At 59.2% G+C, this 20,203-nt stretch carries 14 protein-coding genes, 1 tRNA gene, 1 pseudogene and 2 CRISPR repeat arrays; of the genes and pseudogenes, 14 read left to right on the top strand and 2 right to left on the bottom strand.

Annotated elements, in window-relative coordinates; translation table 11 throughout:
* Positions 1-47 precede the first annotated feature (47 nt).
* The 10 genes and pseudogenes from OHL11_RS11635 (at position 48) to cas2 (ending at position 11,706) form a co-directional block, all read left to right on the top strand.
* On the top strand, positions 48-2,210 hold the full coding sequence (locus tag OHL11_RS11635) for a GH39 family glycosyl hydrolase (protein ID WP_263371673.1): 2,163 nt from the start codon (positions 48-50) through the stop codon (positions 2,208-2,210).
* A gap of 58 nt (positions 2,211-2,268) precedes the next feature.
* The gene (locus tag OHL11_RS11640; RefSeq protein WP_263371674.1) at positions 2,269-3,738 is read left to right on the top strand and encodes a GH1 family beta-glucosidase; all 1,470 of its coding nucleotides are present in this window, start codon (positions 2,269-2,271) and stop codon (positions 3,736-3,738) included.
* 29 nt (positions 3,739-3,767) lie between these two features.
* Positions 3,768-3,860, top strand: a tRNA-Ser gene (locus OHL11_RS11645).
* Between the two features lie 275 nt (positions 3,861-4,135).
* Positions 4,136-6,400: a CRISPR-associated endonuclease Cas3'' gene (locus OHL11_RS11650; RefSeq protein WP_263371675.1), complete on the top strand. Its 2,265-nt coding sequence runs from the start codon at positions 4,136-4,138 to the stop codon at positions 6,398-6,400.
* Between the two features lie 27 nt (positions 6,401-6,427).
* Positions 6,428-7,087: a type I-C CRISPR-associated protein Cas5c gene (gene cas5c, locus OHL11_RS11655; RefSeq protein ID WP_263371676.1), complete on the top strand. Its 660-nt coding sequence runs from the start codon at positions 6,428-6,430 to the stop codon at positions 7,085-7,087.
* The gene (cas8c, locus tag OHL11_RS11660) at positions 7,084-8,847 is read left to right on the top strand and encodes a type I-C CRISPR-associated protein Cas8c/Csd1 (RefSeq protein ID WP_263371677.1); all 1,764 of its coding nucleotides are present in this window, start codon (positions 7,084-7,086) and stop codon (positions 8,845-8,847) included. Before cas5c ends, cas8c begins: the two co-directional genes overlap by 4 nt.
* The gene (cas7c, locus tag OHL11_RS11665) at positions 8,847-9,728 is read left to right on the top strand and encodes a type I-C CRISPR-associated protein Cas7/Csd2 (protein WP_263371678.1); all 882 of its coding nucleotides are present in this window, start codon (positions 8,847-8,849) and stop codon (positions 9,726-9,728) included. The genes cas8c and cas7c overlap by 1 nt, the downstream gene beginning before the upstream one ends.
* Before the next feature lies 1 nt (position 9,729).
* Positions 9,730-10,443 (top strand): CRISPR-associated protein Cas4, encoded by a 714-nt coding sequence (cas4, locus tag OHL11_RS11670; protein WP_263371679.1) that lies wholly within the window; start codon positions 9,730-9,732, stop codon positions 10,441-10,443.
* Positions 10,409-11,409, top strand: a pseudogene (gene cas1c, locus OHL11_RS11675) (type I-C CRISPR-associated endonuclease Cas1c). The gene cas4 and the pseudogene cas1c overlap by 35 nt, the downstream one beginning before the upstream one ends.
* A 6-nt stretch (positions 11,410-11,415) precedes the next feature.
* Positions 11,416-11,706, top strand: coding sequence for a CRISPR-associated endonuclease Cas2 (gene cas2, locus OHL11_RS11680; RefSeq protein WP_263371680.1), 291 nt, complete (start codon positions 11,416-11,418; stop codon positions 11,704-11,706).
* A 203-nt stretch (positions 11,707-11,909) separates the two neighbouring features.
* Positions 11,910-13,750: a CRISPR direct-repeat array (repeat unit 33 nt; unit sequence GTCGCTGCCCCCACGGGCAGCGTGGATTGAAAC).
* A gap of 98 nt (positions 13,751-13,848) precedes the next feature.
* A CRISPR array of direct repeats spans positions 13,849-15,156; the repeat unit is 33 nt; unit sequence GTCGCTGCCCCCACGGGCAGCGTGGATTGAAAC.
* A gap of 45 nt (positions 15,157-15,201) precedes the next feature.
* Here cas2 and OHL11_RS11685 read toward each other — a convergent pair.
* Positions 15,202-15,879, bottom strand: a complete 678-nt coding sequence (locus OHL11_RS11685) for an HAD family hydrolase (RefSeq protein WP_263371681.1) — start codon at positions 15,877-15,879, stop codon at positions 15,202-15,204.
* 65 nt (positions 15,880-15,944) lie between these two features.
* Here OHL11_RS11685 and OHL11_RS11690 point away from each other — a divergent pair, with 65 nt between their 5' ends.
* Genes OHL11_RS11690 through OHL11_RS11705 form a run of 4 tightly spaced genes read left to right on the top strand, consistent with a single transcriptional unit; the run spans position 15,945 to position 18,857 of the window.
* A complete protein-coding gene (locus OHL11_RS11690; protein WP_263371682.1) occupies positions 15,945-16,622 on the top strand; it encodes a PIG-L deacetylase family protein in 678 nt (225 codons plus the stop codon).
* The gene (locus tag OHL11_RS11695) at positions 16,619-17,203 is read left to right on the top strand and encodes a nodulation S family protein (RefSeq protein WP_263371683.1); all 585 of its coding nucleotides are present in this window, start codon (positions 16,619-16,621) and stop codon (positions 17,201-17,203) included. The genes OHL11_RS11690 and OHL11_RS11695 overlap by 4 nt, the downstream gene beginning before the upstream one ends.
* Before the next feature lie 14 nt (positions 17,204-17,217).
* Positions 17,218-17,949 carry a glycosyltransferase gene (locus OHL11_RS11700; RefSeq protein ID WP_263371684.1) on the top strand — a complete coding sequence of 244 codons (732 nt, stop codon included), beginning with the start codon at positions 17,218-17,220 and terminating at the stop codon, positions 17,947-17,949.
* 5 nt (positions 17,950-17,954) lie between these two features.
* Positions 17,955-18,857: an acyl-CoA dehydrogenase family protein gene (locus tag OHL11_RS11705; protein ID WP_263371685.1), complete on the top strand. Its 903-nt coding sequence runs from the start codon at positions 17,955-17,957 to the stop codon at positions 18,855-18,857.
* 33 nt (positions 18,858-18,890) lie between these two features.
* Here the strand turns inward: OHL11_RS11705 and OHL11_RS11710 are convergent, their stop codons facing one another.
* Positions 18,891-20,051 (bottom strand): Gfo/Idh/MocA family protein, encoded by a 1,161-nt coding sequence (locus OHL11_RS11710; protein ID WP_263371686.1) that lies wholly within the window; start codon positions 20,049-20,051, stop codon positions 18,891-18,893.
* Positions 20,052-20,203: the final 152 nt, after the last annotated feature.

Below are 20,203 nucleotides of genomic sequence, written 5' to 3' on the forward strand. Positions count from 1 at the left end.
CAGGGGACGCATTTTCCCTCCACAACCCTCTACAAACCCGGAACCCCATGCTCAACTCTCTCCGCAAGGTCGCCTCCACCATCGCTCTCGGCATCGCGCTCTCTGGCGCAGGCCTGGTCACGCTCGCACCCCTCAGCGGTTGCTCGAGCTCTTCGCAAAGCGCGTCGGACTCGTCGCTTGCTCTCACCATTTCGTCTGCGTCGCTGACCATGAACCAGAGCAGCACCTCTGCCTCGATCTCAGCAACGCTCGCGCGCGGCGCGGCGAACCAGAGCTCCGTGACCCTCTCCGTCAGCGGCCTGCCCAGCGGCGTCACCGCCAACATCACGAGCCCGGCCTACGGCAACTACGGGTCGCTCACGCTGACGACCGGCAGCAACGTCACTGCAGGCACTTACGCGCTCACCGTTACGGCGAGTGACGGCGCACACAACGCCGCGCAGGCGCTGAGCCTCACGGTCTATCCGGCGAGCGCCGTCACCATCACGCCCTCCAGCACATCGCTGACGCTCTACCAGCAGACCGCCACGTCGATCCCCTTCACCATCACGCGCTCGACCGGCAATACAAACTCCGTCAGCGTCAGCGCGGCCGGCGCGCCCACGAATTTCGGTGTCGCCTTCTCGCAGCCCGGTGGTGGTAACGCCGGCGTGGTCTCGCTGACCGCAGGCTCCAGCACCGCGGTGCCCACCCCCGGCACCTACACGATCACGCTGACAGCGACCGACGGCACGGTGAGCTCCACTGCGAACATCACCGTCCTCGTCGGCGTAGCGATCACCGTGGCGAACTCCACGAACACCGCGCAGGGCATCAGCGGTAAGCTGCAGGAGTTCATGTCGACCGGCTTCCAGCCGCAGCTCTACACCAACAGCTTCTTCGTCAGCGCGCCTTCGACCGCGAGCCTGTCCGCACTCGGCGGGCAGCATCTTCGCCTGCAGCCGACACACTATGATCTGCCGTGGGTCGCGAACTCCTCGCCAGCAGCCGCAAGCGACTGGAGCTTTACGCTGATGGACCAGACAGTGCAGCCTGTACTGTCAGTCGGCGACAACTCGCCGATCTTCCAGATCGCGCAGGCGCCGAACTTCCTCGACGACGCCAACGGCAATTTCATCTTCAACACGACGAACCTCGCTCTCTTCGCGCAGTACGCCGCGAACCTTGTGCGCTACTACAACAAGGGCGGCTTCGACGCGGGTGGCAAGCACTTCCAGTCCACCAGCTCGCACCCCATCACCTGGTGGGCGATCTACAACGAGCCGAACCTGCACAGCATGACAACGGCGCAGTACGTCCAGCTCTACAACACGCTGGTGCCAGCGATGCAGGCGGTGGATCCGACGCTGAAGTTCATCGCGCTGGAGCTTTCCGGCTACTCAGGACAAGCGCAGCTCTGGATGCCGAGCCTCGTCGCAACTTCGGGCCTCACCGCTCAGGTGGACGCCTTCGCCACGCACTACTACCCCACTTGCAAGCAGACCGATACCGACTCCACGCTCTTCACCAAGGTCAGTACCTTCGTGACGGACATGACCTACATCCGCACGCAGTTGAAGGGCGCAACGCGCTTTGCGAATACGCCTGTGTGGGTGACAGAAAACAACGTCAATTCGGACTATCAGCTCACCGGCAACATCAGCTCCTGCAACGGCGGCACCTTCGTGTCGGACGCGCGCGGCTCCAGCGGATTCTTCACCGCCTGGCGTCCGCTGATCTTTTCGCAGCTCGGCAAGGCGGGCAACCAGTCGCTGTATCACTTCCTCTTCAACGGCAGCAATCAGTACGGCGAAGTGAACAACGACTCCGGCGCCTCAAAGCTGCTCTCGTACTGGACCGATTACGAGCTCGCGCATCTCTTCCCGTGGGATGGCACGGCGGCCACCGGCGGAACGATTCTTACGACAACCACCAGCGAGATCACCCCGACGGTAGAGCCGCTGATCGTACGCAACGCCGATGGCTCCTACACCGTGATGGTGACGGACTACGCCGTTGCCAGCACCACTGACGACAACGGCAGTGGCGCGGCGCGCACGGTCAAGCTCGACCTCACCGCTCTTGGCAGCTTCACCTCGGGCACGCGCGTCGACCTCAACTCTGCGACGAGCCTTACCGCAGGGCCCACGTCAACCAGCTTCACACCCACCGCCACGATGACGTTGAACTTCACCGGCTACGGCACCACCTTCCTCACGCTCAAACCCTGATCACCTCTCGCGAGGCGGAGCATCGCCGCCTCGCATCCTCACTTGCTGGAGCTTTCTCATGTCGTCCCTCTTTTCTCGTCGTCAACTCGGCCGCTTCGCTCTCGGCACCGCAGCTGCGGCTGCTGTGCCCGGCAAGCTGTTGCCAGCGGTCCAAGCCGCTTCCCCCCAAACGCACTTCGCGCCTTCGTCGCAGCAATTCCCTTCGGAGTTCCTCTGGGGAACCGCAACCGCGTCCTACCAGGTAGAAGGCGCGTGGAATGTGGACGGGCGCGGCGTTAGCATCTGGGACACGTTTTCGCATAAGCCCGGGCAGATTCCGAACAACGACAACGGCGACATCGCCGATGACGAGTTCCACCGCTACAAGAGCGACATTGCCATGCTGCGCGAGCTCGGCGTGAAGGCGTATCGCTTCTCCGTTTCCTGGCCGCGCGTGATGCCGAACGGCACGGGCGCGGTGAACCAGAAGGGCCTCGATTACTACAAGCGCCTTGTGGCCGCGCTGCATGAAGCAGGCATCGAGCCGTACTGCACGCTCTACCATTGGGACCTGCCACAGGTGCTCCAGGACAAGGGTGGCTGGCAGAACCGTGACACCGCCGAGCACCTCGCCGCCTATGCCGCCGTGACCTCGCGTGCAATGGCCGATGCAGGCGTGCACCGCTTCATGACCGTCAACGAACTTCGCACCTTCACCGAGAACGGCTACAAGACCGGCACACACGCGCCCGGTCTCAAGCTCGACCGCAAGGCGATGGCGCAGTTGAACCACTACGCGGTGCTTGGCCACGGTCTTTCGCTCGCCGCAGTTCGCGCCAACGTGCCGCATGACGCTCTCGTCGGCCTGGCCGACAACCCCAACGCGGCGACGCCCGTCATCAACGATGCCGAGCACATCGAAGCCGCACGCATCGGCTTCCGCGAGGAGAACGCCCAATACCTCACCGCAATCATGGAAGGCCGCTATACCGACCTCTACCTGCGTAAGCTCGGTGCGGACGCCCCGCACTTCACCGACGCCGAGATGAAGGCCATCGGCGCACCGGTCGACTTCGTCGGCCTCAACATCTACCAGCCGACGTACGTGACGCCCGACGCCGCATCCGGCTACAAGGTCATCCCGCAAGGACCGACCTTCCCACGCATGCTCAGCCCGTGGCTGACCATCGGCCCGGAGTGCCTCTACTGGGCGCCGACCTTCACCGCGCAGATCTGGGGCGTGAAGTCGATCTACATCACCGAAAACGGAGCTTCCGCGGAGGACCGACTCGACGCCAGCGGTCAGGTAATGGACGTGGATCGCGTCATGTACATCCGCAACTACCTCTCGCAGTTGCAGCGGGCCATCGCGGACGGGGCCCCCGTAAGGGGCTACTTTGTTTGGAGCCTGATGGACAATTACGAGTGGAATGACGGCTACAGCAAGCGTTTCGGGCTGGTCTACGTGGACTTCGCCACGCAAAAACGCATCCCGAAACTTTCTGCCCGTTTTTACAGATCCGTCGTGAAGGAAAATCGAGTGATCTGATCCGTGTCGGGTATAATCAGACACACGCAGGACAGTTGGCCGAGAGGCTGAAGGCGGCGGTTTGCTAAACCGTTATAGGACCAAAAGTTCTATCGGGGGTTCGAATCCCCCACTGTCCGCCAGATTGATCCGAAGGCTAAATTCTTCGGCCTGAGGAAGTAGAAAAGCCCGCGAAAGCGGGCTTTTCTACGTTTAAAGTTCTGGCTTCAGAAGCCTCTGGGAAAAATTCGAGATGCGTTGCTTTCTGGAGAAGCAACCGACCGACCACGTCATGGAGACTTGGAATCATCTTTCGTTCGGCACATTCTGCCAATGGTAAGTTTTTCTTGAACAGAGACAGAATATTCTGCCGTCTGCAGTTTTGCTCGCTCCGCAGTCCATCAGATGGATGTCCAATATGCCAAAGAGCCTACAAGGAACGTTTGCCCATACCGCACCTGATTCCCCGCAAGAACAATGGGAGCCTCTGCATGTTCATCTGCACGAAGTTGCAAAACTGGCTGAAGCATTCGCGTCAGCCTTTCATGCAGGCTCATGGGGCAACGCTCTCGGTCTACTCCACGATCTAGGCAAAGCATCCGACGAATTTCAAAGATACCTGCGACACTCCTCAGGCATAGCAGCTCAGGACGCATCAGAAAATGAGACATCACCAGGTCGCGTCAATCACTCAACCTTTGGGGCCCGGCACGCGGCGCAGGTATTTCCAGATGCGATCGGGAGGATACTTGCGTTCTGCATCGCAGGCCATCATGCCGGACTTCCTGACGCATTCGCCGAAGAGGATGTGAAGGGACGCGCAACCATGAACGAGCGCCTCGATCCGCAGCAGCAGTGGATCCCATCAGTCGATGCGGATCTGCCCCATGTAGATACCCCAACATTCCCTAAGCTGCAATGCGAATCGCCCAGAGAGCAGGCATTCACCATGGGCTTCTTTACGCGCATGCTTTTCTCTTGCCTCATCGATGCGGACCGCACCTGCACCGAAGCATTCTGCTCTCCGGAAAGGGCGGAAGAGCGCGCGTTGCCACAACCATCACTCGCCGATCTGCGTGAGCAGTTGGATCGCTACCTGCACGAGAAACAGCATGCTGCGGAAGCGACGCCTGTAAACCTGCTGCGTCGCTCCATCCTCGATCAATGCCTGAATGCGGCCAAGGGACGCCCCGGTGTCTACTCACTTCAAGTTCCAACCGGCGGGGGCAAGACGTTATCCTCTCTTGCATTCGCACTGCACCATGCGTCCGACAAGACGCGGCGCGTAGTCATGGCGATTCCCTTCACGAGCATCATCGAACAAACTGCCGACGAGTATCGCAAAGCACTTGGCATTCATGCCGAACGTGGGCTGGTGGAACACCACACGAACATCGCACCCCAGAAAGATACACGCGCCAACCAGATGGCTGCCGAAAACTGGGATGCGCCGCTGATCGTCACAACGAATGTGCAGTTGCTTGAAAGTTTGTTCGCCGCTCGCACGCGCGCTTGCCGCAAGCTGCATCGATTGGCCAACAGCATCATCGTGCTGGATGAAGCACAGACACTGCCCGTCGACTTGCTCGCGCCCACGCTACGAGCACTGCATGAGCTCGTGGAGAACTATGGATGCACTATCGTGTTGTGTACAGCAACGCAACCCGCGCTGGAGTATCGCGCAGAAGAATTCCCGATCGGCTTACAGCAGGTGAAGCCGATCATGGAAGCGCCTGAGATACTCTTTGCTCAGATGCGACGTGCAGAGGTCGACCATGTTGGCAAACTCACGGATGAGGATTTATCGCGCCGCCTGGCTGCTGAGGAACAGGTGCTCTGCATCGTCAGCACGCGTCGCGACGCGGCCAGCCTCTTCACGCTGCTGCGTGGACGTTGCCATGCCGATAGCGTATTTCACCTGAGCACACTGATGTGTGGCGCGCACCGCAGAGAAGTATTGGAAAAAATTCGTAAGCGTTTGAGGCCAGAGACCGGCTCACCTCTACCGACACGCATTGTCAGCACATCGCTGATTGAAGCGGGCGTGGATATTGATCTGCCCGTGGTTTACCGCGCCGACGCAGGCTTCGATTCCATCGCGCAAGCCGCAGGCCGCTGCAATCGAGAAGGGCGTCTCGCCATGGGGAGCGTCCATGTTTTCACCCCCGAGCGTGCTCTGCCGAGAGGTCAACAACAGGCCGCAGCGAACACCGCAAAAGAACTCCGTCCGCAATTTGCCGATCCGCTCACGCCTGAAGCAATCCGTGAATACTTCCGTCTCACCTACTGGAAGCGAACCGCTGATTGGGACAAGCATCGCGTGCTCGAATGTATGAAGGTTGGCTCACGCTCGGAGGAGCTGTTCTTTCAATTCCGCACCATGGAAGAGAGATACGTTCTGATTCGGGAAAAGTCGGTACCGATATTGGTTCCTTACGATATAGGAGCAAAGGCTCTGGCGCGCGATTTACAGAATCCCCATATAGACTTTGTCTCACAACGCAGATTGCAACCCTATCTTGTCTCCGTGCCGGAGTATGCGGCAAAGGAACTTGAACATGCCGGTGCCCTTCTCCAACATGAGTCGGGCGTCTGCATTCTTCTTCGCGAAGATCTTTATTCGGACGACAAGGGATTGCAATGTACGGACATCAAGCTCGACTCGATGTTGTGGAGTGTCTGAACTGGCATGGCTGAGGAGTAACGGTTTATGGCCTTTGGTGTAAGGATTCACTGCTGGGGAGAGTGGGCTTGTTTTTCCCGGCCCGAAATGAAAGTGGAACGAGTCAGCTATGACGCGATGACTCCCTCAGCCGCACGTGGCGTACTCGAAGCAATCTATTGGAAGCCTGAGATCCGTTGGGTTATCGATCGCATCACGGTGCTGAAGCCGATTCGCTTCACCTCACTGCGGCGCAACGAAGTGAAGGACAAAATTAGCGAGGCGACCGCGCGACGCGTGATGAATGCAGGCAGCGGAGAGCTCGGCATGGACGCCTCCGATTCCGAGGTACGACAGCAACGTGCTGCGCTTCTGCTACGCGATGTGGGCTACATCATCGAAGCCCACTTTGAGATTGAAAGCGGTCCAGAAAACGCAGCGAAGCATCTGGATCAGTTCAATCGCAGAGCCAGACGTGGCGCATGCTTCACGCGCCCTTATCTAGGCTGTCGCGAGTTTGCCGCCTACTTTGAGTTGTTGGAAGGCGATGATGTGCCTGTCGTGAATGAAGCGCTTCTCGGCGAGCGCGACCTCGGATGGATGTTGCACGACATCGACTTTGCGCATGGCAAGGAAGCAAAATTCTTCCGCGCGACGATGCGTGATGGCGTCATTCACGTACCGCCGTTTGCAGGAGCCATCGCATGATCCTGCAACGACTCGCAGAGCATTACGATCGCATGATCGCGAGCGGTGATACCTACCTCCCGCTTCACGGATCGTCTCAGCAGAAGATGAGCTTCTGCATCGTGCTCAACCCCGATGGCACACTCAATCAGTTCGAGTCGATGCTGCAGCAGGAGGGAAAGAGGCTTATCGCGCAATCGCTGATTGTGCCCGGCCAGAGCAAGCCCACGGGACAAGGCATCAATCCTTGCCTGCTGTGGGACAACGCTGCATACCTGCTGGGCTATACGGCTCTGCCTGAAAATCAGGAAAGAGCCAAACAGACGTTTCGGGCCTCACGCGAAAAGCATCTTGCGCTTGAAGACGCGGTTCATCATCCGTCTTACTCCGCCGTCTGTCGCTTCATGGAAGCCTGGTCGCCAGAGCTTGCCGGCGAGCATCCAGAGTTGGCGGAGAGCACGACAAACTTCGGCGTCTTCCGCATCGCAGGCGCCACGCGCTTCGTGCATCAAGAAGTGAACTTGCCTGATACAGAAAGCAAGAGTGAAAGCAGCGAAGAAGAGAGTGCGTTTTGCCTGGTGAGTGGCGAGCGTGCTCCCGCAGCACGCTTGCATGAGCCAAAGATCAAGGGTGTAGCCGGAGCGCAAAGCTCAGGAGCGCTTCTTGTATCGTTCAATGCCTCAGCGTTTACGTCCTATGGCAAAGACCAAAGCTTCAATGCTCCGGTCAGCACAAGCACTGTCTTCAAATATGCCAACGCGCTGAACCGCCTGCTACAGACGCGCAGCGTGCGCCTTGGTGATATGACCTTTGTTTATTGGGCCGATCACAGCTCTGTGGTTGAGAACCTCTTCGGCCTGACTTTCACCGGCACACGCGAAGAGCAGTCGACCAAAGAAGATGAAGCTCGCGTCAAGGAAGCAAAGCTTCTTCTCTCACAAGTTCGCAGCGGCACGCAGAACAGCAAACTCGACCTCACAGAAGGCCCGACCAAGTTCTACATTCTAGGTCTCTCTCCAAACGCATCACGGCTTTCGGTTCGTATCTGGATCGAGGCCGATGCCGAAGAGATTTTCCGCAGACTTCGCGCGCATGTGGATGACTTTGCGTTGAAGGGTGGAAGCGATGAATTACCGCCGCCGTTATGGCTCGTAGCTGTAGCAACCGGTCGTGCAGAGCATGATGCAAATGGCCGGTTGAAGAGCTATGACAGCGACTCAGTCTCGCCGCTGCTTGCAGGCGAACTTGCGCGCTCCGTGCTTACAGGCGCTCCGTATCCGCAATCGCTCTTGGCAGCCATGGTCAGGCGCATTCAGGCTGACGGCGAAATCAGCTCCGTCCGCGTGCGCGCGATCAAGGCGTGCCTCATTCGCAACACCCAACATACCGCTACCCCATTGAGGATTCCCATGGAACTCGACACCGACTACGCTGACATCCCTTATCGCTGCGGAAGATTGTTTGCCATTCTCGAAAAGGCCCAAAGCGATAGCCTGGGTGGCGACCTGAACTCCACAATCAAAGACCGCTACTTCTCCTCGGCAAGCGTCACCCCGGGGTTCATTCTCCCTCGACTCTTCCGGTTGAACGTACATCATCTGAACAAACTCGAAAGACCCAGCAAAATTTTCTACGAGCGTCTGATCGGCTCGATCATGTCCGGCTCCTTCGACTTCCCGAAGCGACAGTCACTCGCTGAGCAAGGCCGCTTCGTGATCGGTTATTTTCAGCAGCGCCAAGACCTCTACACCAAGAAACAAGAGAAAGCCGAGGAGAACTAATGAGCACCCCCGTCGCGCACCGCTATGATTTTGTCTACTTCTTCGAAGTCACCGATGGCAACCCAAACGGTGATCCCGACGCAGGCAATCTGCCGCGTGTTGATCCTGAAACGAATCAAGGTCTGGTCACGGATGTCTGCCTCAAGCGCAAGGTTCGCAACTACGTTGCCGAAGTAAAAGCAAATGAACCGGGCTACAAGATCTACGTGCGCGAGAAGGCTGTCCTGAATCACCAGCATGACCTCGCGTACAAAGCACTGGACCTGAAGCCAGAGTCGAAGAAGCTCCCAAAGGACGAAGCAAAAGCCCGCGAAATCACTTCATGGATGTGCGCGAACTTTTTCGACATCCGCACCTTTGGCGCGGTGATGACCACAGAAGTGAATAGCGGTCAGGTGCGCGGCCCGATCCAGCTCACCTTCTCTCGCAGCCTCGACCCTGTAGTCTCTGCTGAGTTCGCCATCACTCGCTGCGCGGTCACCAACGAGAAAGAAGCCGATAAGGAGCGCACGATTGGTCGCAAGTTCAACGTGCCCTACGGACTCTATCGCTGCCACGGCTTCCTCAACGCTTCGCTCGCGGGCGATACCAGCTTCACGGAGGACGATCTCGAACTCTTTAAGGAAGCGCTGAACAACATGTTCGAGACCGACCGCTCCGCAGCGCGTGGCATGATGGCTCCAGTCCGCTGCTACGCCTTCAGGCACGAGAAAAAGACGGGCAACGCACGCGCGGATCAACTCTTCAACCATGTGAAGGCTGCACTGCGTCCTGAGGTCGTTGCCGAGAACCGCCCGCCACGCTCACGCGCTGACTACGATATCCATATCGAAGGCACTCTGCCCGAGGGTGTCACTCTCGAAGAGTGGGTGACCGCCTGATATGACACCAGGGCCGCAGATCGCAACGCTCGTCGACGACAGCCTGCCGATCAGCGGCCTGCAACATCTCGCGTTCTGCCCGCGGCAGTGGGCGCTGATACATCTCGAGCAGGTGTGGAGCGAAAACCGTTTGACCGCAGAAGGTCGCCTGCTACATGAGCAGGCTGACCTTCCCGGCCAGACGCGTCGTCGCGAACTGCGCACCGTGCGCGGCATGATGATCGAAAGCCGCAAGCTACGTCTTACGGGACGAGCCGACATCGTCGAGTTCCGTCCACAACCCTATCCTGTCGAGTACAAGCGCGGAAAGCGCAAGCCGAACGACTGCGATCTCGTCCAACTTTGCGCTCAGGCTCTGTGTCTTGAAGAAATGCTCGAAACAGCAGTTCCAGAAGGCGCTATCTTCTATGGCGATCCGCGTCGTCGTCTGGAAGTGAGCTTCACCGAAGAACTACGCGCACGCACACGACATTTAGCGGAGCAAATGCATCGGCTCTACGCCAACGGCACAACACCCGCAGCACAGCCCGGCAAGCACTGCCGCAACTGTTCACTGGTAGACCGGTGCCTGCCTGAGGCCACTGAGCACAACGATGTTCTGAAGCGCTGGAGTACAGCTCAAATCCGCGCACTAAAAGCTGAGGATAAGCATGCGGAAGCTGCTCAACACGCTGCACGTCATGACGCAAGGCGCCTATCTGCACCGCGATGGTGAAACCGTCGCCGTAAAGATCGGACAGGAGCAGAAGATGCGTATCCCCGTTCACACGCTTGAGGGCCTGGTGTGCTGGGGACAAGTCCAGTGTTCGCCACCGGTGTTGGCCATGTGTTGCGAGAAAGGTGTCGGGGTTTCGTTTCTTTCGGAGCAGGGTCGTTTTCTAGCGCGCGTACAGGGTCCCGTATCGGGCAATGTATTGCTGCGCCGACAGCAATACAAGCGATGCGATGGAGGCGAACAAGCACTTCCCACCGTGCGGATGATCATCACCGCGAAGATCGCAAACAGCCGCACCGTACTGCTGCGCGCGGCGCGAGAGTCCGCTTCAACTCACGATGCAGAACAGCTTCGGGCTGCAGCACAAAGGCTACAGTGGATCGGCCTCGACGTTCCGCAAGCGCCCAACATCGAAGCCGCGCGCGGACATGAAGGTCTGGCCGCGCAGGAGTATTTCTCCGTCTTCAAATGCATGGTAGGCGGCGACAGAGAGGCCTTCGCCTTCCAGGGAAGATCACGCCGTCCCCCCTGGACCGCTGCAACGCTCTACTGAGCTTCGCCTACGCCTTGCTGCGTCACGATATCGAGTCTGCGCTCGAAAGCGTGGGACTTGATCCTGCGGTGGGCTTCCTGCACGCCGATCGCCCCGGCAGGCCCAGCCTGGCCTTGGACATGATGGAGGAGCTGCGTTCGCCGCTTGCGGACAGGCTTGTGCTGTCCCTTATCAACCGACGCCAACTGCAGGCCAGAGATTTTCTCGTGCAGGACGGCGCCGGTGTCCACATGGAGGACGAGGCTCGCAAACAGGTCATAACCGCCTGGCAGGTGAGGAAGCAGGAAGAGATCCTGCATCCCTTTCTGGGCGAGCGCATTGAGTTGGGCTTGATTCCCTACGTCCAGGCGCTGCTTCTGGCTCGCTATATTCGCGGCGGCCTGGATGCGTACCCAGCATTCCTCTGGAGATGAACCAAAGTGCTTGTCTTGGTCAGCTACGACGTGAGTACGCGCGATGATGCCGGACGCAAACGCCTGCGACGGATAGCGCGGTTATGTGAAGACCGCGGGCAGCGCGTGCAGAACTCCGTTTTTGAGTGCGACGTGGACGCTGCACAATGGGTCACGTTCCGCGCTACACTGCTGGCAGAAATGTCTCCTGAGGAAGACAGCTTGCGCTTCTATTTTTTGGGCAACGAATGGAAGCGCCGCGTCGAGCATATGGGCACCAAGCCGTCCTACGACCCGCAGGGCCCGCTCATCCTGTAGAGTTCTCCCGCGGAGAACGGGGTGTACGCGCACCTGAAGCGCGCACGAAAACCCTGGCAGGTTCGCGTAAGGGCTAAACAACGCATAATTCGGTACTTGGCACTCATGCTCGGAGCCAGAGGCTACTTAGTCCTCGCATCTGGACGGAGGTTCGCGGAAATGCGAAGCTAAAGCTGACGAGTCCCAGCGTTACGAGGCTCGGAGTCGCTGCCCCCACGGGCAGCGTGGATTGAAACACGCTGCCTCCCGGTGTGCGCGGTTGCGGTTGTGTCGCTGCCCCCACGGGCAGCGTGGATTGAAACCAATGCACCGGCGGATCGCCGAGAGGACCGGTCGGGTCGCTGCCCCCACGGGCAGCGTGGATTGAAACCTCATGGGCACGGGCACAGCCAACGGCACCAGGGCGTCGCTGCCCCCACGGGCAGCGTGGATTGAAACAGGGTTACGATCACGTCATCGATGGCTCGGCTGTTGTCGCTGCCCCCACGGGCAGCGTGGATTGAAACTGGCCGAGCTTCGCCCCGCAGTCGAAGCACACTTGCGTCGCTGCCCCCACGGGCAGCGTGGATTGAAACGCGTCACGAGCTGGAGCGAGGACGAGGACGGCGTGCTGTCGCTGCCCCCACGGGCAGCGTGGATTGAAACTACGGTGGCAACACCACGGTGGCCGTGGATCATGTCGCTGCCCCCACGGGCAGCGTGGATTGAAACTATCACCGTCCACGATCTCAAGATCACCTAACCAGTCGCTGCCCCCACGGGCAGCGTGGATTGAAACACCCAGGCAACGCAGGGAGCGATGTCGCGGAGAAAGTCGCTGCCCCCACGGGCAGCGTGGATTGAAACGCCTCGACGACCTGCTTTACGATCTGGTCCCTCGGGTCGCTGCCCCCACGGGCAGCGTGGATTGAAACACATCGGCAGCATCGCGCGTGGCGGTGGCGGCTTGTCGCTGCCCCCACGGGCAGCGTGGATTGAAACAGGCTGTACCCTCGCAAATCGTCGCCGCTGTACGTCGCTGCCCCCACGGGCAGCGTGGATTGAAACAATTGCCCTCCAACGGCGCCGCGGTCGGCGCGGGTCGCTGCCCCCACGGGCAGCGTGGATTGAAACAAGGGTGGCGACCAGCGCCAGAAGGAGGTTTGTGAGTCGCTGCCCCCACGGGCAGCGTGGATTGAAACGTGGAGTGGCTGATGGGATGGCCTATCCGCTGGAGTCGCTGCCCCCACGGGCAGCGTGGATTGAAACTGCCGGAGCGTATCGCCCTCCGGCGTGGCCTGCGTCGCTGCCCCCACGGGCAGCGTGGATTGAAACGCAGGCGACTGCGGCGGTGATGACGGCAAAGGACGGTCGCTGCCCCCACGGGCAGCGTGGATTGAAACGCTGATTTGGAGTTGATCGCTGATCTCGGCATTGTCGCTGCCCCCACGGGCAGCGTGGATTGAAACAGCGAAGGCATATTTGCGAACCGAGCGGATCTCGTCGCTGCCCCCACGGGCAGCGTGGATTGAAACATCGTCACTCTTGGAACCGGCAAGTTCGGCTCGGGTCGCTGCCCCCACGGGCAGCGTGGATTGAAACGACGAATTACGCGATGCTGCCTCACTCCCTTTAGTCGCTGCCCCCACGGGCAGCGTGGATTGAAACAGATGAGGCACACTCGCAGAGGTCGCGAAGGCGGTCGCTGCCCCCACGGGCAGCGTGGATTGAAACTCCGCTGCACCACTGGTACTGTCGCGCTGGTCCGTCGCTGCCCCCACGGGCAGCGTGGATTGAAACACCTCGTCTGCATACACCTTCACGCAAGGCACCGTCGCTGCCCCCACGGGCAGCGTGGATTGAAACAAAAAAGTTACGAACTGCCGAAGCTGCAATCAGGTCGCTGCCCCCACGGGCAGCGTGGATTGAAACCACCACCGCCGCTGCCACCGCCGCCGGCATGTCGTCGCTGCCCCCACGGGCAGCGTGGATTGAAACACGGGCGTATCGGTAGGGCGGTTGAATATAATCGTCGCTGCCCCCACGGGCAGCGTGGATTGAAACACTTGGCCGCCGAACACGATCGCAGGAGTGAACGTCGCTGCCCCCACGGCAGCGTGGATTGAAACGTGTTGTACATGATGGGACCCGGCGAGTTGCGCCGTCGCTGCCCCCACGGGCAGCGTGGATTGAAACACCACGCCGCCGACCACGCGTAACGGCTCCCTCAAGTCGCTGCCCCCACGGGCAGCGTGGATTGAAACGCCGTTGCCAACGGCGAGATCGCTGCCAACTCCGTCGCTGCCCCCACGGGCAGCGTGGATTGAAACTTCGCGCGCTATATCTTTTGCGCGGCGATCGCGGCCGTCGCTGCCCCCACGGGCAGCGTGGATTGAAACCAGGTAGCCCCCGAAGTCGCAGGGGTCGAAACTGTCGCTGCCCCCACGGGCAGCGTGGATTGAAACCAGGTAGCCCCCGAAGTCGCAGGGGTCGAAACTGTCGCTGCCCCCACGGGCAGCGTGGATTGAAACCCGCCATCGTGCCAGCCACACCACACAGCGCCACGTCGCTGCCCCCACGGGCAGCGTGGATTGAAACGTTGCCGGCGTGATGCGAGTACCTTGCACAGTCCGTCGCTGCCCCCACGGGCAGCGTGGATTGAAACATGCAACCAAGCATCGTGAATGCAACCACGAAGAAGTCGCTGCCCCCACGGGCAGCGTGGATTGAAACAGGTCGACATCATCTGCCCCAACGGCATCTTCTGTCGCTGCCCCCACGGGCAGCGTGGATTGAAACAGCCGATTGATGGAGGGCTGATGGAAGCCGTAGCGTCGCTGCCCCCACGGGCAGCGTGGATTGAAACCAGCGCGCAGCGGAGACCGCGAGGCTGCAGGCCGGTCGCTGCCCCCACGGGCAGCGTGGATTGAAACTCCTCAAGTGCCGCAGGTCGCTGCTGTTGATCTCGTCGCTGCCCCCACGGGCAGCGTGGATTGAAACGGCTGATAGGTGTCGAGGTTGAGCTCAGCATCCGGGTCGCTGCCCCCACGGGCAGCGTGGATTGAAACACCAGTGGTGGGGCCACGCTTACGCGAGCACTCTAGTCGCTGCCCCCACGGGCAGCGTGGATTGAAACTCCAGACCTGCGAATCCCAAAGAGACACCGGGGATGTCGCTGCCCCCACGGGCAGCGTGGATTGAAACGTTGCGTCGGGGTGACGGAAACGAATCATATGCTGTCGCTGCCCCCACGGGCAGCGTGGATTGAAACTGCAGGGGCAGCGGATGACCCGCATAGGGTAGCAGTCGCTGCCCCCACGGGCAGCGTGGATTGAAACCAACACTTCGCCGAGCTGTGCCTCGTCCATCTCGTCGCTGCCCCCACGGGCAGCGTGGATTGAAACGTACTGGAGCACCAGCAGCGGATGCGTGTGGAACGTCGCTGCCCACACGGGCAGCGTGCATCGAATCGGCTTCCGGCTCACGCGCGCAGCGCTCATGAATCCATTGGAAGGTTTACAACCGCAGCCCGCTCCTGACGAGCGCGCTCTCTTCGAAATGTTCCAGCAAATCGGCGATGCCGTCATAGACTTCAACGCAACCTGCGTCCATCAGTTCTTGCTTCGACCATCCGCCAGTCGTCAGTCCGATCGTTCGTACGCCAGCGAGACCTGCGGCTTCAGCGTCGTAGGGTGTATCGCCTAGAGCGATGCAGTGCTTTGCCTGCAGCTTGAGTCGATGCACCGTCGCACTAAAAATATCCGGGTGCGGCTTTGCCTTGGACGCGTCATCGGCAGAAGTTTGCTCCTCCACCAAATCATCGATGTTTGCAATCTTGCGATAGTCATCGATCTCCTGCCGGTTGGCGGAGGTTGCCAGAGCGAATCGGATGTCCGCCGCTTGCACACGCTGGACGAACTCTCGTACCAGAGGGAACGGTCGCACTTGTGGCAGATAGTCCTGCCTGAAGACGAAGGAACGATAGGCCTTCAGTGACTCTTCGACATGTTTGCGTTTCCACCAGGGTACAAACACCGGAATCAATTCATCCCCGCCTTTGCCTATTTGACGGCGAACATCTTCCAGCTCCAAGTCAATCCCCATCTCAGCAAAGGCCACTTGCCAAGCCTGCGCATGAAGCCAGTTGCTCTCTACGAGGGTTCCATCGATATCGCACAACAGCGCTTCCACCATGCAAGATGAGATGCCTTCTTCGTCATTCGTGAAATCTGCATCCTACGTAGTCAGTCGGAGAATTCATGAAGAGCCTAACGTCTGAGAAAGAATGGCTGGAGGCTCTCGCGGCTATTCCGGCATTCGTCGCCCCTGTCGCGAGAGTGGTCTTCGTCGCGCCTCATCCTGACGACGAGACCCTGGCAGCTGGTGGCTTACTCGCGGCGCTCGCTCAGGCGGGGGTTCCTGTGACGATCGTTGCGGTGACCGACGGCGATGCCGCTTATTCCCCCGAAGGAGACGCAGAGCTTGCAGCCCTCCGAATCCGGGAACAGATTGCAGCGCTCGCAGTTCTGGGTATCCCCGAGTCTTCGATCATTCGACTTGGTTATCCGGACCGCTGCGTGAATGAGCACGAGACTGCGTTAGCAGAACATCTGGTCAACCTCATCCGACCCGATACGACGCTCATCGCTCCCTGGTCAAAGGACTTCCATTCAGATCACGAAGCTGCCGGGCGCGCGGCAGAAGTCGCCGCAGAGAGAACGGGAGTTCGCTTAGTGCGGTGGTTCTGGTGGAGTTGGCATCAACACACCCCTGCGGAACTCGAGTCACTATCGCTCACGAAATTCGCTCTCGACGAAGGCGGGTTACAACGCAAGCTGCGAGCGCTCTCGGAACACCGTTCTCAACTTGGTGACGATGCCATTCTTCCCGACGATCTCTTAGCTCCAGCACACCGCTCTTTCGAGGTCTTCGGATGAATGAGCCCATCACTCCTTCCTCACGCGCGTTCTTTGAAGAGATGTACGCCGCAAACCCTGATCCGTGGAACTTCGCATGTAGCGCGTACGAATTGTCCCGTTATGACGCGCTCATTTCCACTCTCCAAGGCCAGCGGTTCAAGAACGCTTTCGAGCCTGGATGCTCTATCGGTGTGCTGACACAACGTCTGGCTCCGCATTGCGATTCGCTGTTCGCCATGGATTTGTCACTCAACGCAGTTGAGCGAGCACGTCAGCGTTGTGCCAGGTTTCCCCATGTTCAAGTCGAACAGGGTTCCGCCCTTGAGGCAGCTCCTGGTTCCATTGATTTGTTGGTCCTCAGCGAAATTGGCTATTACTTCTCCGCCGATGTACTGAGCGAGTGGTCAGATCGTCTCATCGCCAGCATGGTTGCGGACAGCACGATCCTTGTGGCGCATTGGCTAGGCGACTCCAGCGACCATCAGCTAGGCGGCGACGAGGTTCATGCCATCATCGGCGAGCGAGCTCGCCATCACCGTTACGACATCGCACTCTCACAGCGAAATGAAGACTTCCGTCTTGATCTTTGGAAACGCTGAGGCCCCTGACGTCTATGCATATCGAACCGTATCCATGGCACATCGCAGTTCTTATCCCGGCGCGCAATGAAGAGTTCCTGCTCTCGCGCTGTCTACGATCGGTGCAAGCCGCACGGGCAGCTCTTCCTCCCGGCGTCACGAGCGATGTGGTTTTCATCGCCGACTGCTGTTCGGACAACACACTTTCATTGGCGAAGGAGATGCTGGGGGCAAGCGGTGTTGCAGCAAGCTCACAATGCGGAAGCGTTGGCCTTGCTCGCCGTCTGGCCGCACGCATTGCTCTCAAGCGTTGCGCAGGACCGCTCCGGCATTGCTGGCTGGCGAACACAGATGCGGATTGCGAGGTCCCTGAAACCTGGTTGATCGATCAAATCTCACTCGCGGAGCAAGGAGCCGAAGCGATCGCAGGAGTTGTGAGCGTCGATTCTTTTGAAGAGCATCCTCCGTACGTTGCGACACGCTTTCGCGACAGCTACCTTCTCAACCCGGACGGCACGCATCCCCACGTTCACGGCGCAAATCTCGGTGTACGCGCCGATGTGTATCTCGCCGCTGGCGGTTGGAGCGGCCTATCCACTGCGGAGGACCATGATCTCTGGAACCGCGTGATGGCCCATGGAAGAGACTGCCGTTCCTTGACAAGGCTGGAAGTCATCACGAGTGGCCGCGTTCGAGGGAGAGCGCCCAACGGATTTGCGGCTGCGCTCGCAGCGCATGGCAGCACTCATCCTGAGGTCGCAGCATGACCCTCATGGAGCAACTTCGCTCGCTGCCGCCACTGCCCTTTATTGGCCGAGGACAGAGTTCCACGTATTTGCTTTCACTGGCGGAGATTGCGCGCAAGAACCTCTCGCTCGCTCGAGTCGCGGAGGCGCACTTCGATGCCCTCTCGATTCTTGCGGAAGCCGGACGAGCCCCTGTTCCAGGAGCGCTGTATGGCGTATGGGCCTCCGAAATTCCCGGACAATCTGTCTCACTTTCCGATGGCAAGTTATTCGGGCGGAAACGTTTTTGCACGGGCGCTGGCCTGCTCAATCGAGCGCTAGTAACCGTGACGGAGCCAGAGCCGATCCTTCTCGATATCGATCTTGAAAGCTCGCCTCTCAAGATCGACACCAGCGAATGGATTACCTCAGCTTTCGCCGACACATCCACCGGGACCGTAACGTTTGATGGAACCCTTGTTTCCGAACATGACCAGATTGGAAGCGCTAATTGGTATCTCACGCGCCCCGGCTTCTGGGCTGGAGCTCTGTCGCCTGCAGCCTGTTGGGCGGGAGGCGCGTTAGGACTCGTGGACTGGGCACTGAAGCAGAAGCGCGATGATCCTCACACTCGCTCTCACTTAGGGGCAATGACAGCGGCGGCATGGAACCTTCGTAGTGCTCTGGCACAAGCTGGCGAACAAGTGGACACTCATCCGAAGGACGTTGCGGCGAATCATGAACTTGCTTTGAAGCTGAGGCACGTCATAGAGCAGTGCTGCGCCGATATTCTCACCCGTATCGGTCGCGCTTATGGACCGCATCCGCTAGCTCTCGATGCAAATGCTCATCGTCGTTACGCGGAGGTAGAGCTATACATTCGCCAATCGCATGCGGAACGCGATCTGGAAAGCTTGGGCAATCTTGTGTATCGCAGCGCTAACGCATGAAAGGACCGCGCTACGAGAGCGCGGCCCCCACGGTTAGTTCTTGGGCTGCTTCTGTACGTCTTTACCAGGGTTCTTCGCGTCCACCAGTTCCGGTGTGGATACAGCACGTAGCGTCATCTCTTGCGTGCTCGGATCGATCCGTCGCGAACGTGTGAAAGGCTCGAGAGCAACAAGCTTGCCGGTTTCGAGAGCTTTCATAATCCCCTCGAGTACACGAACATCTGCGAAGCCCTCTTCGCCATCAGGCTCTGGGGCAATATCGTTGAGGATGCAAGCGGAGAAATACTTCAACTCACCACCGAAGTGATCCGTGTTTTTGAAGGTCTTCGAGCTCTTGTCGTCACCGATAGACACTGTCTGCACAAGGCCTTTGCCAAACATATAGGCGGGCTCGAGCTGAACGCTTCCCTTGTCCCCGATCGCGATGAAGCTGCTCGTAGCATTGCCGAAATAAGACATGTTGAACTGCGCAAGCCGGTCCTCCGGGAACCGCAGCGTCACCGCGATCGTGTCATCGAAGTCCTGATCGAGGCCTGACTCAGGATGTCTCGTACCTACCGCAGAGACGACCTCGATAGGCTCATCCTCAAAGATGTATCGAGCAGCGTTCACAGGGTACGGCCCCATATCAAGCACCGGGCCAGCGAGCGCCCCCGAATGGGCGCGGTGATTTGTTGTGTCCACCATCTGAGCGAAGTTAGAGGAGAAGAAGCGCACGCGGCCTAACTCTCCTGACCGGATACGTTCGATGGTGTTCAACGTCGCCGGCTCGAAGTGCAAGCGATAGGCCACCATGAGCTTCGCCTGGGATACCTTCTCTGCAGCCAGAATTTCTTTGCACTTCTCGGTCGAAACCTCCAGAGGTTTTTCAGTCAGCACGTGAATCCCCGCTTGCAGCGCGGGAATGATGAACTCCGCATGACGCCAATTCGGCGTCGCCAAATAGATGGCATCGAAGTTCCCGGATCGTAGTGCCGACTCAAACTGCTCATAGGAGTAGGTGAACTCCACGTCGTATTTCGAGCTGAGCTCCTCCGCTTTCTTCGGGTCGGAGGTGATCAGTGCGGTGATCTCCGAGTTCCCTGTGTGCGCCACACCAGGCATCATGTCTTCCTGCGCAATGTCACCCAGCCCAACGATCGCGTAGCGAATCTTCTTTTCTTCGGATAGTCCCAATACTTCTTTCAGCCCCATGAGTAATCTCCTCTGACTTCAAAAATGCACACTCACGTCTCACAGAGATGAGCTGCGCATCCGGTTTCGTCTTCACCTGTGATGCAGCCTTGTGGCGAGGAGCACGCCTGTCCTCATGTTTCTCAACCAGTGAAAGGGACTATCCCAAAACT

This window comes from Granulicella cerasi (assembly GCF_025685575.1).
GTDB lineage: Bacteria > Acidobacteriota > Terriglobia > Terriglobales > Acidobacteriaceae > Granulicella > Granulicella cerasi.

What these genes read in the sequence shown, in the direction of transcription:
- OHL11_RS11640 (WP_263371674.1), top strand. Translation starts at nt 2,269, where the DNA reads ATGTCGTCCCTCTTTTCTCGTCGTCAACTCGGCCGCTTCGCTCTCGGC.
- OHL11_RS11710 (WP_263371686.1), bottom strand. Translation starts at nt 20,051, where the DNA reads ATGGGGCTGAAAGAAGTATTGGGACTATCCGAAGAAAAGAAGATTCGC.
- OHL11_RS11690 (WP_263371682.1), top strand. Translation starts at nt 15,945, where the DNA reads ATGAAGAGCCTAACGTCTGAGAAAGAATGGCTGGAGGCTCTCGCGGCT.
- OHL11_RS11650 (WP_263371675.1), top strand. Translation starts at nt 4,136, where the DNA reads ATGCCAAAGAGCCTACAAGGAACGTTTGCCCATACCGCACCTGATTCC.
- OHL11_RS11695 (WP_263371683.1), top strand. Translation starts at nt 16,619, where the DNA reads ATGAATGAGCCCATCACTCCTTCCTCACGCGCGTTCTTTGAAGAGATG.
- OHL11_RS11685 (WP_263371681.1), bottom strand. Translation starts at nt 15,879, where the DNA reads ATGGTGGAAGCGCTGTTGTGCGATATCGATGGAACCCTCGTAGAGAGC.
- OHL11_RS11705 (WP_263371685.1), top strand. Translation starts at nt 17,955, where the DNA reads ATGGAGCAACTTCGCTCGCTGCCGCCACTGCCCTTTATTGGCCGAGGA.
- cas5c (WP_263371676.1), top strand. Translation starts at nt 6,428, where the DNA reads ATGGCCTTTGGTGTAAGGATTCACTGCTGGGGAGAGTGGGCTTGTTTT.
- OHL11_RS11700 (WP_263371684.1), top strand. Translation starts at nt 17,218, where the DNA reads ATGCATATCGAACCGTATCCATGGCACATCGCAGTTCTTATCCCGGCG.
- cas8c (WP_263371677.1), top strand. Translation starts at nt 7,084, where the DNA reads ATGATCCTGCAACGACTCGCAGAGCATTACGATCGCATGATCGCGAGC.
- OHL11_RS11635 (WP_263371673.1), top strand. Translation starts at nt 48, where the DNA reads ATGCTCAACTCTCTCCGCAAGGTCGCCTCCACCATCGCTCTCGGCATC.
- cas7c (WP_263371678.1), top strand. Translation starts at nt 8,847, where the DNA reads ATGAGCACCCCCGTCGCGCACCGCTATGATTTTGTCTACTTCTTCGAA.
- cas4 (WP_263371679.1), top strand. Translation starts at nt 9,730, where the DNA reads ATGACACCAGGGCCGCAGATCGCAACGCTCGTCGACGACAGCCTGCCG.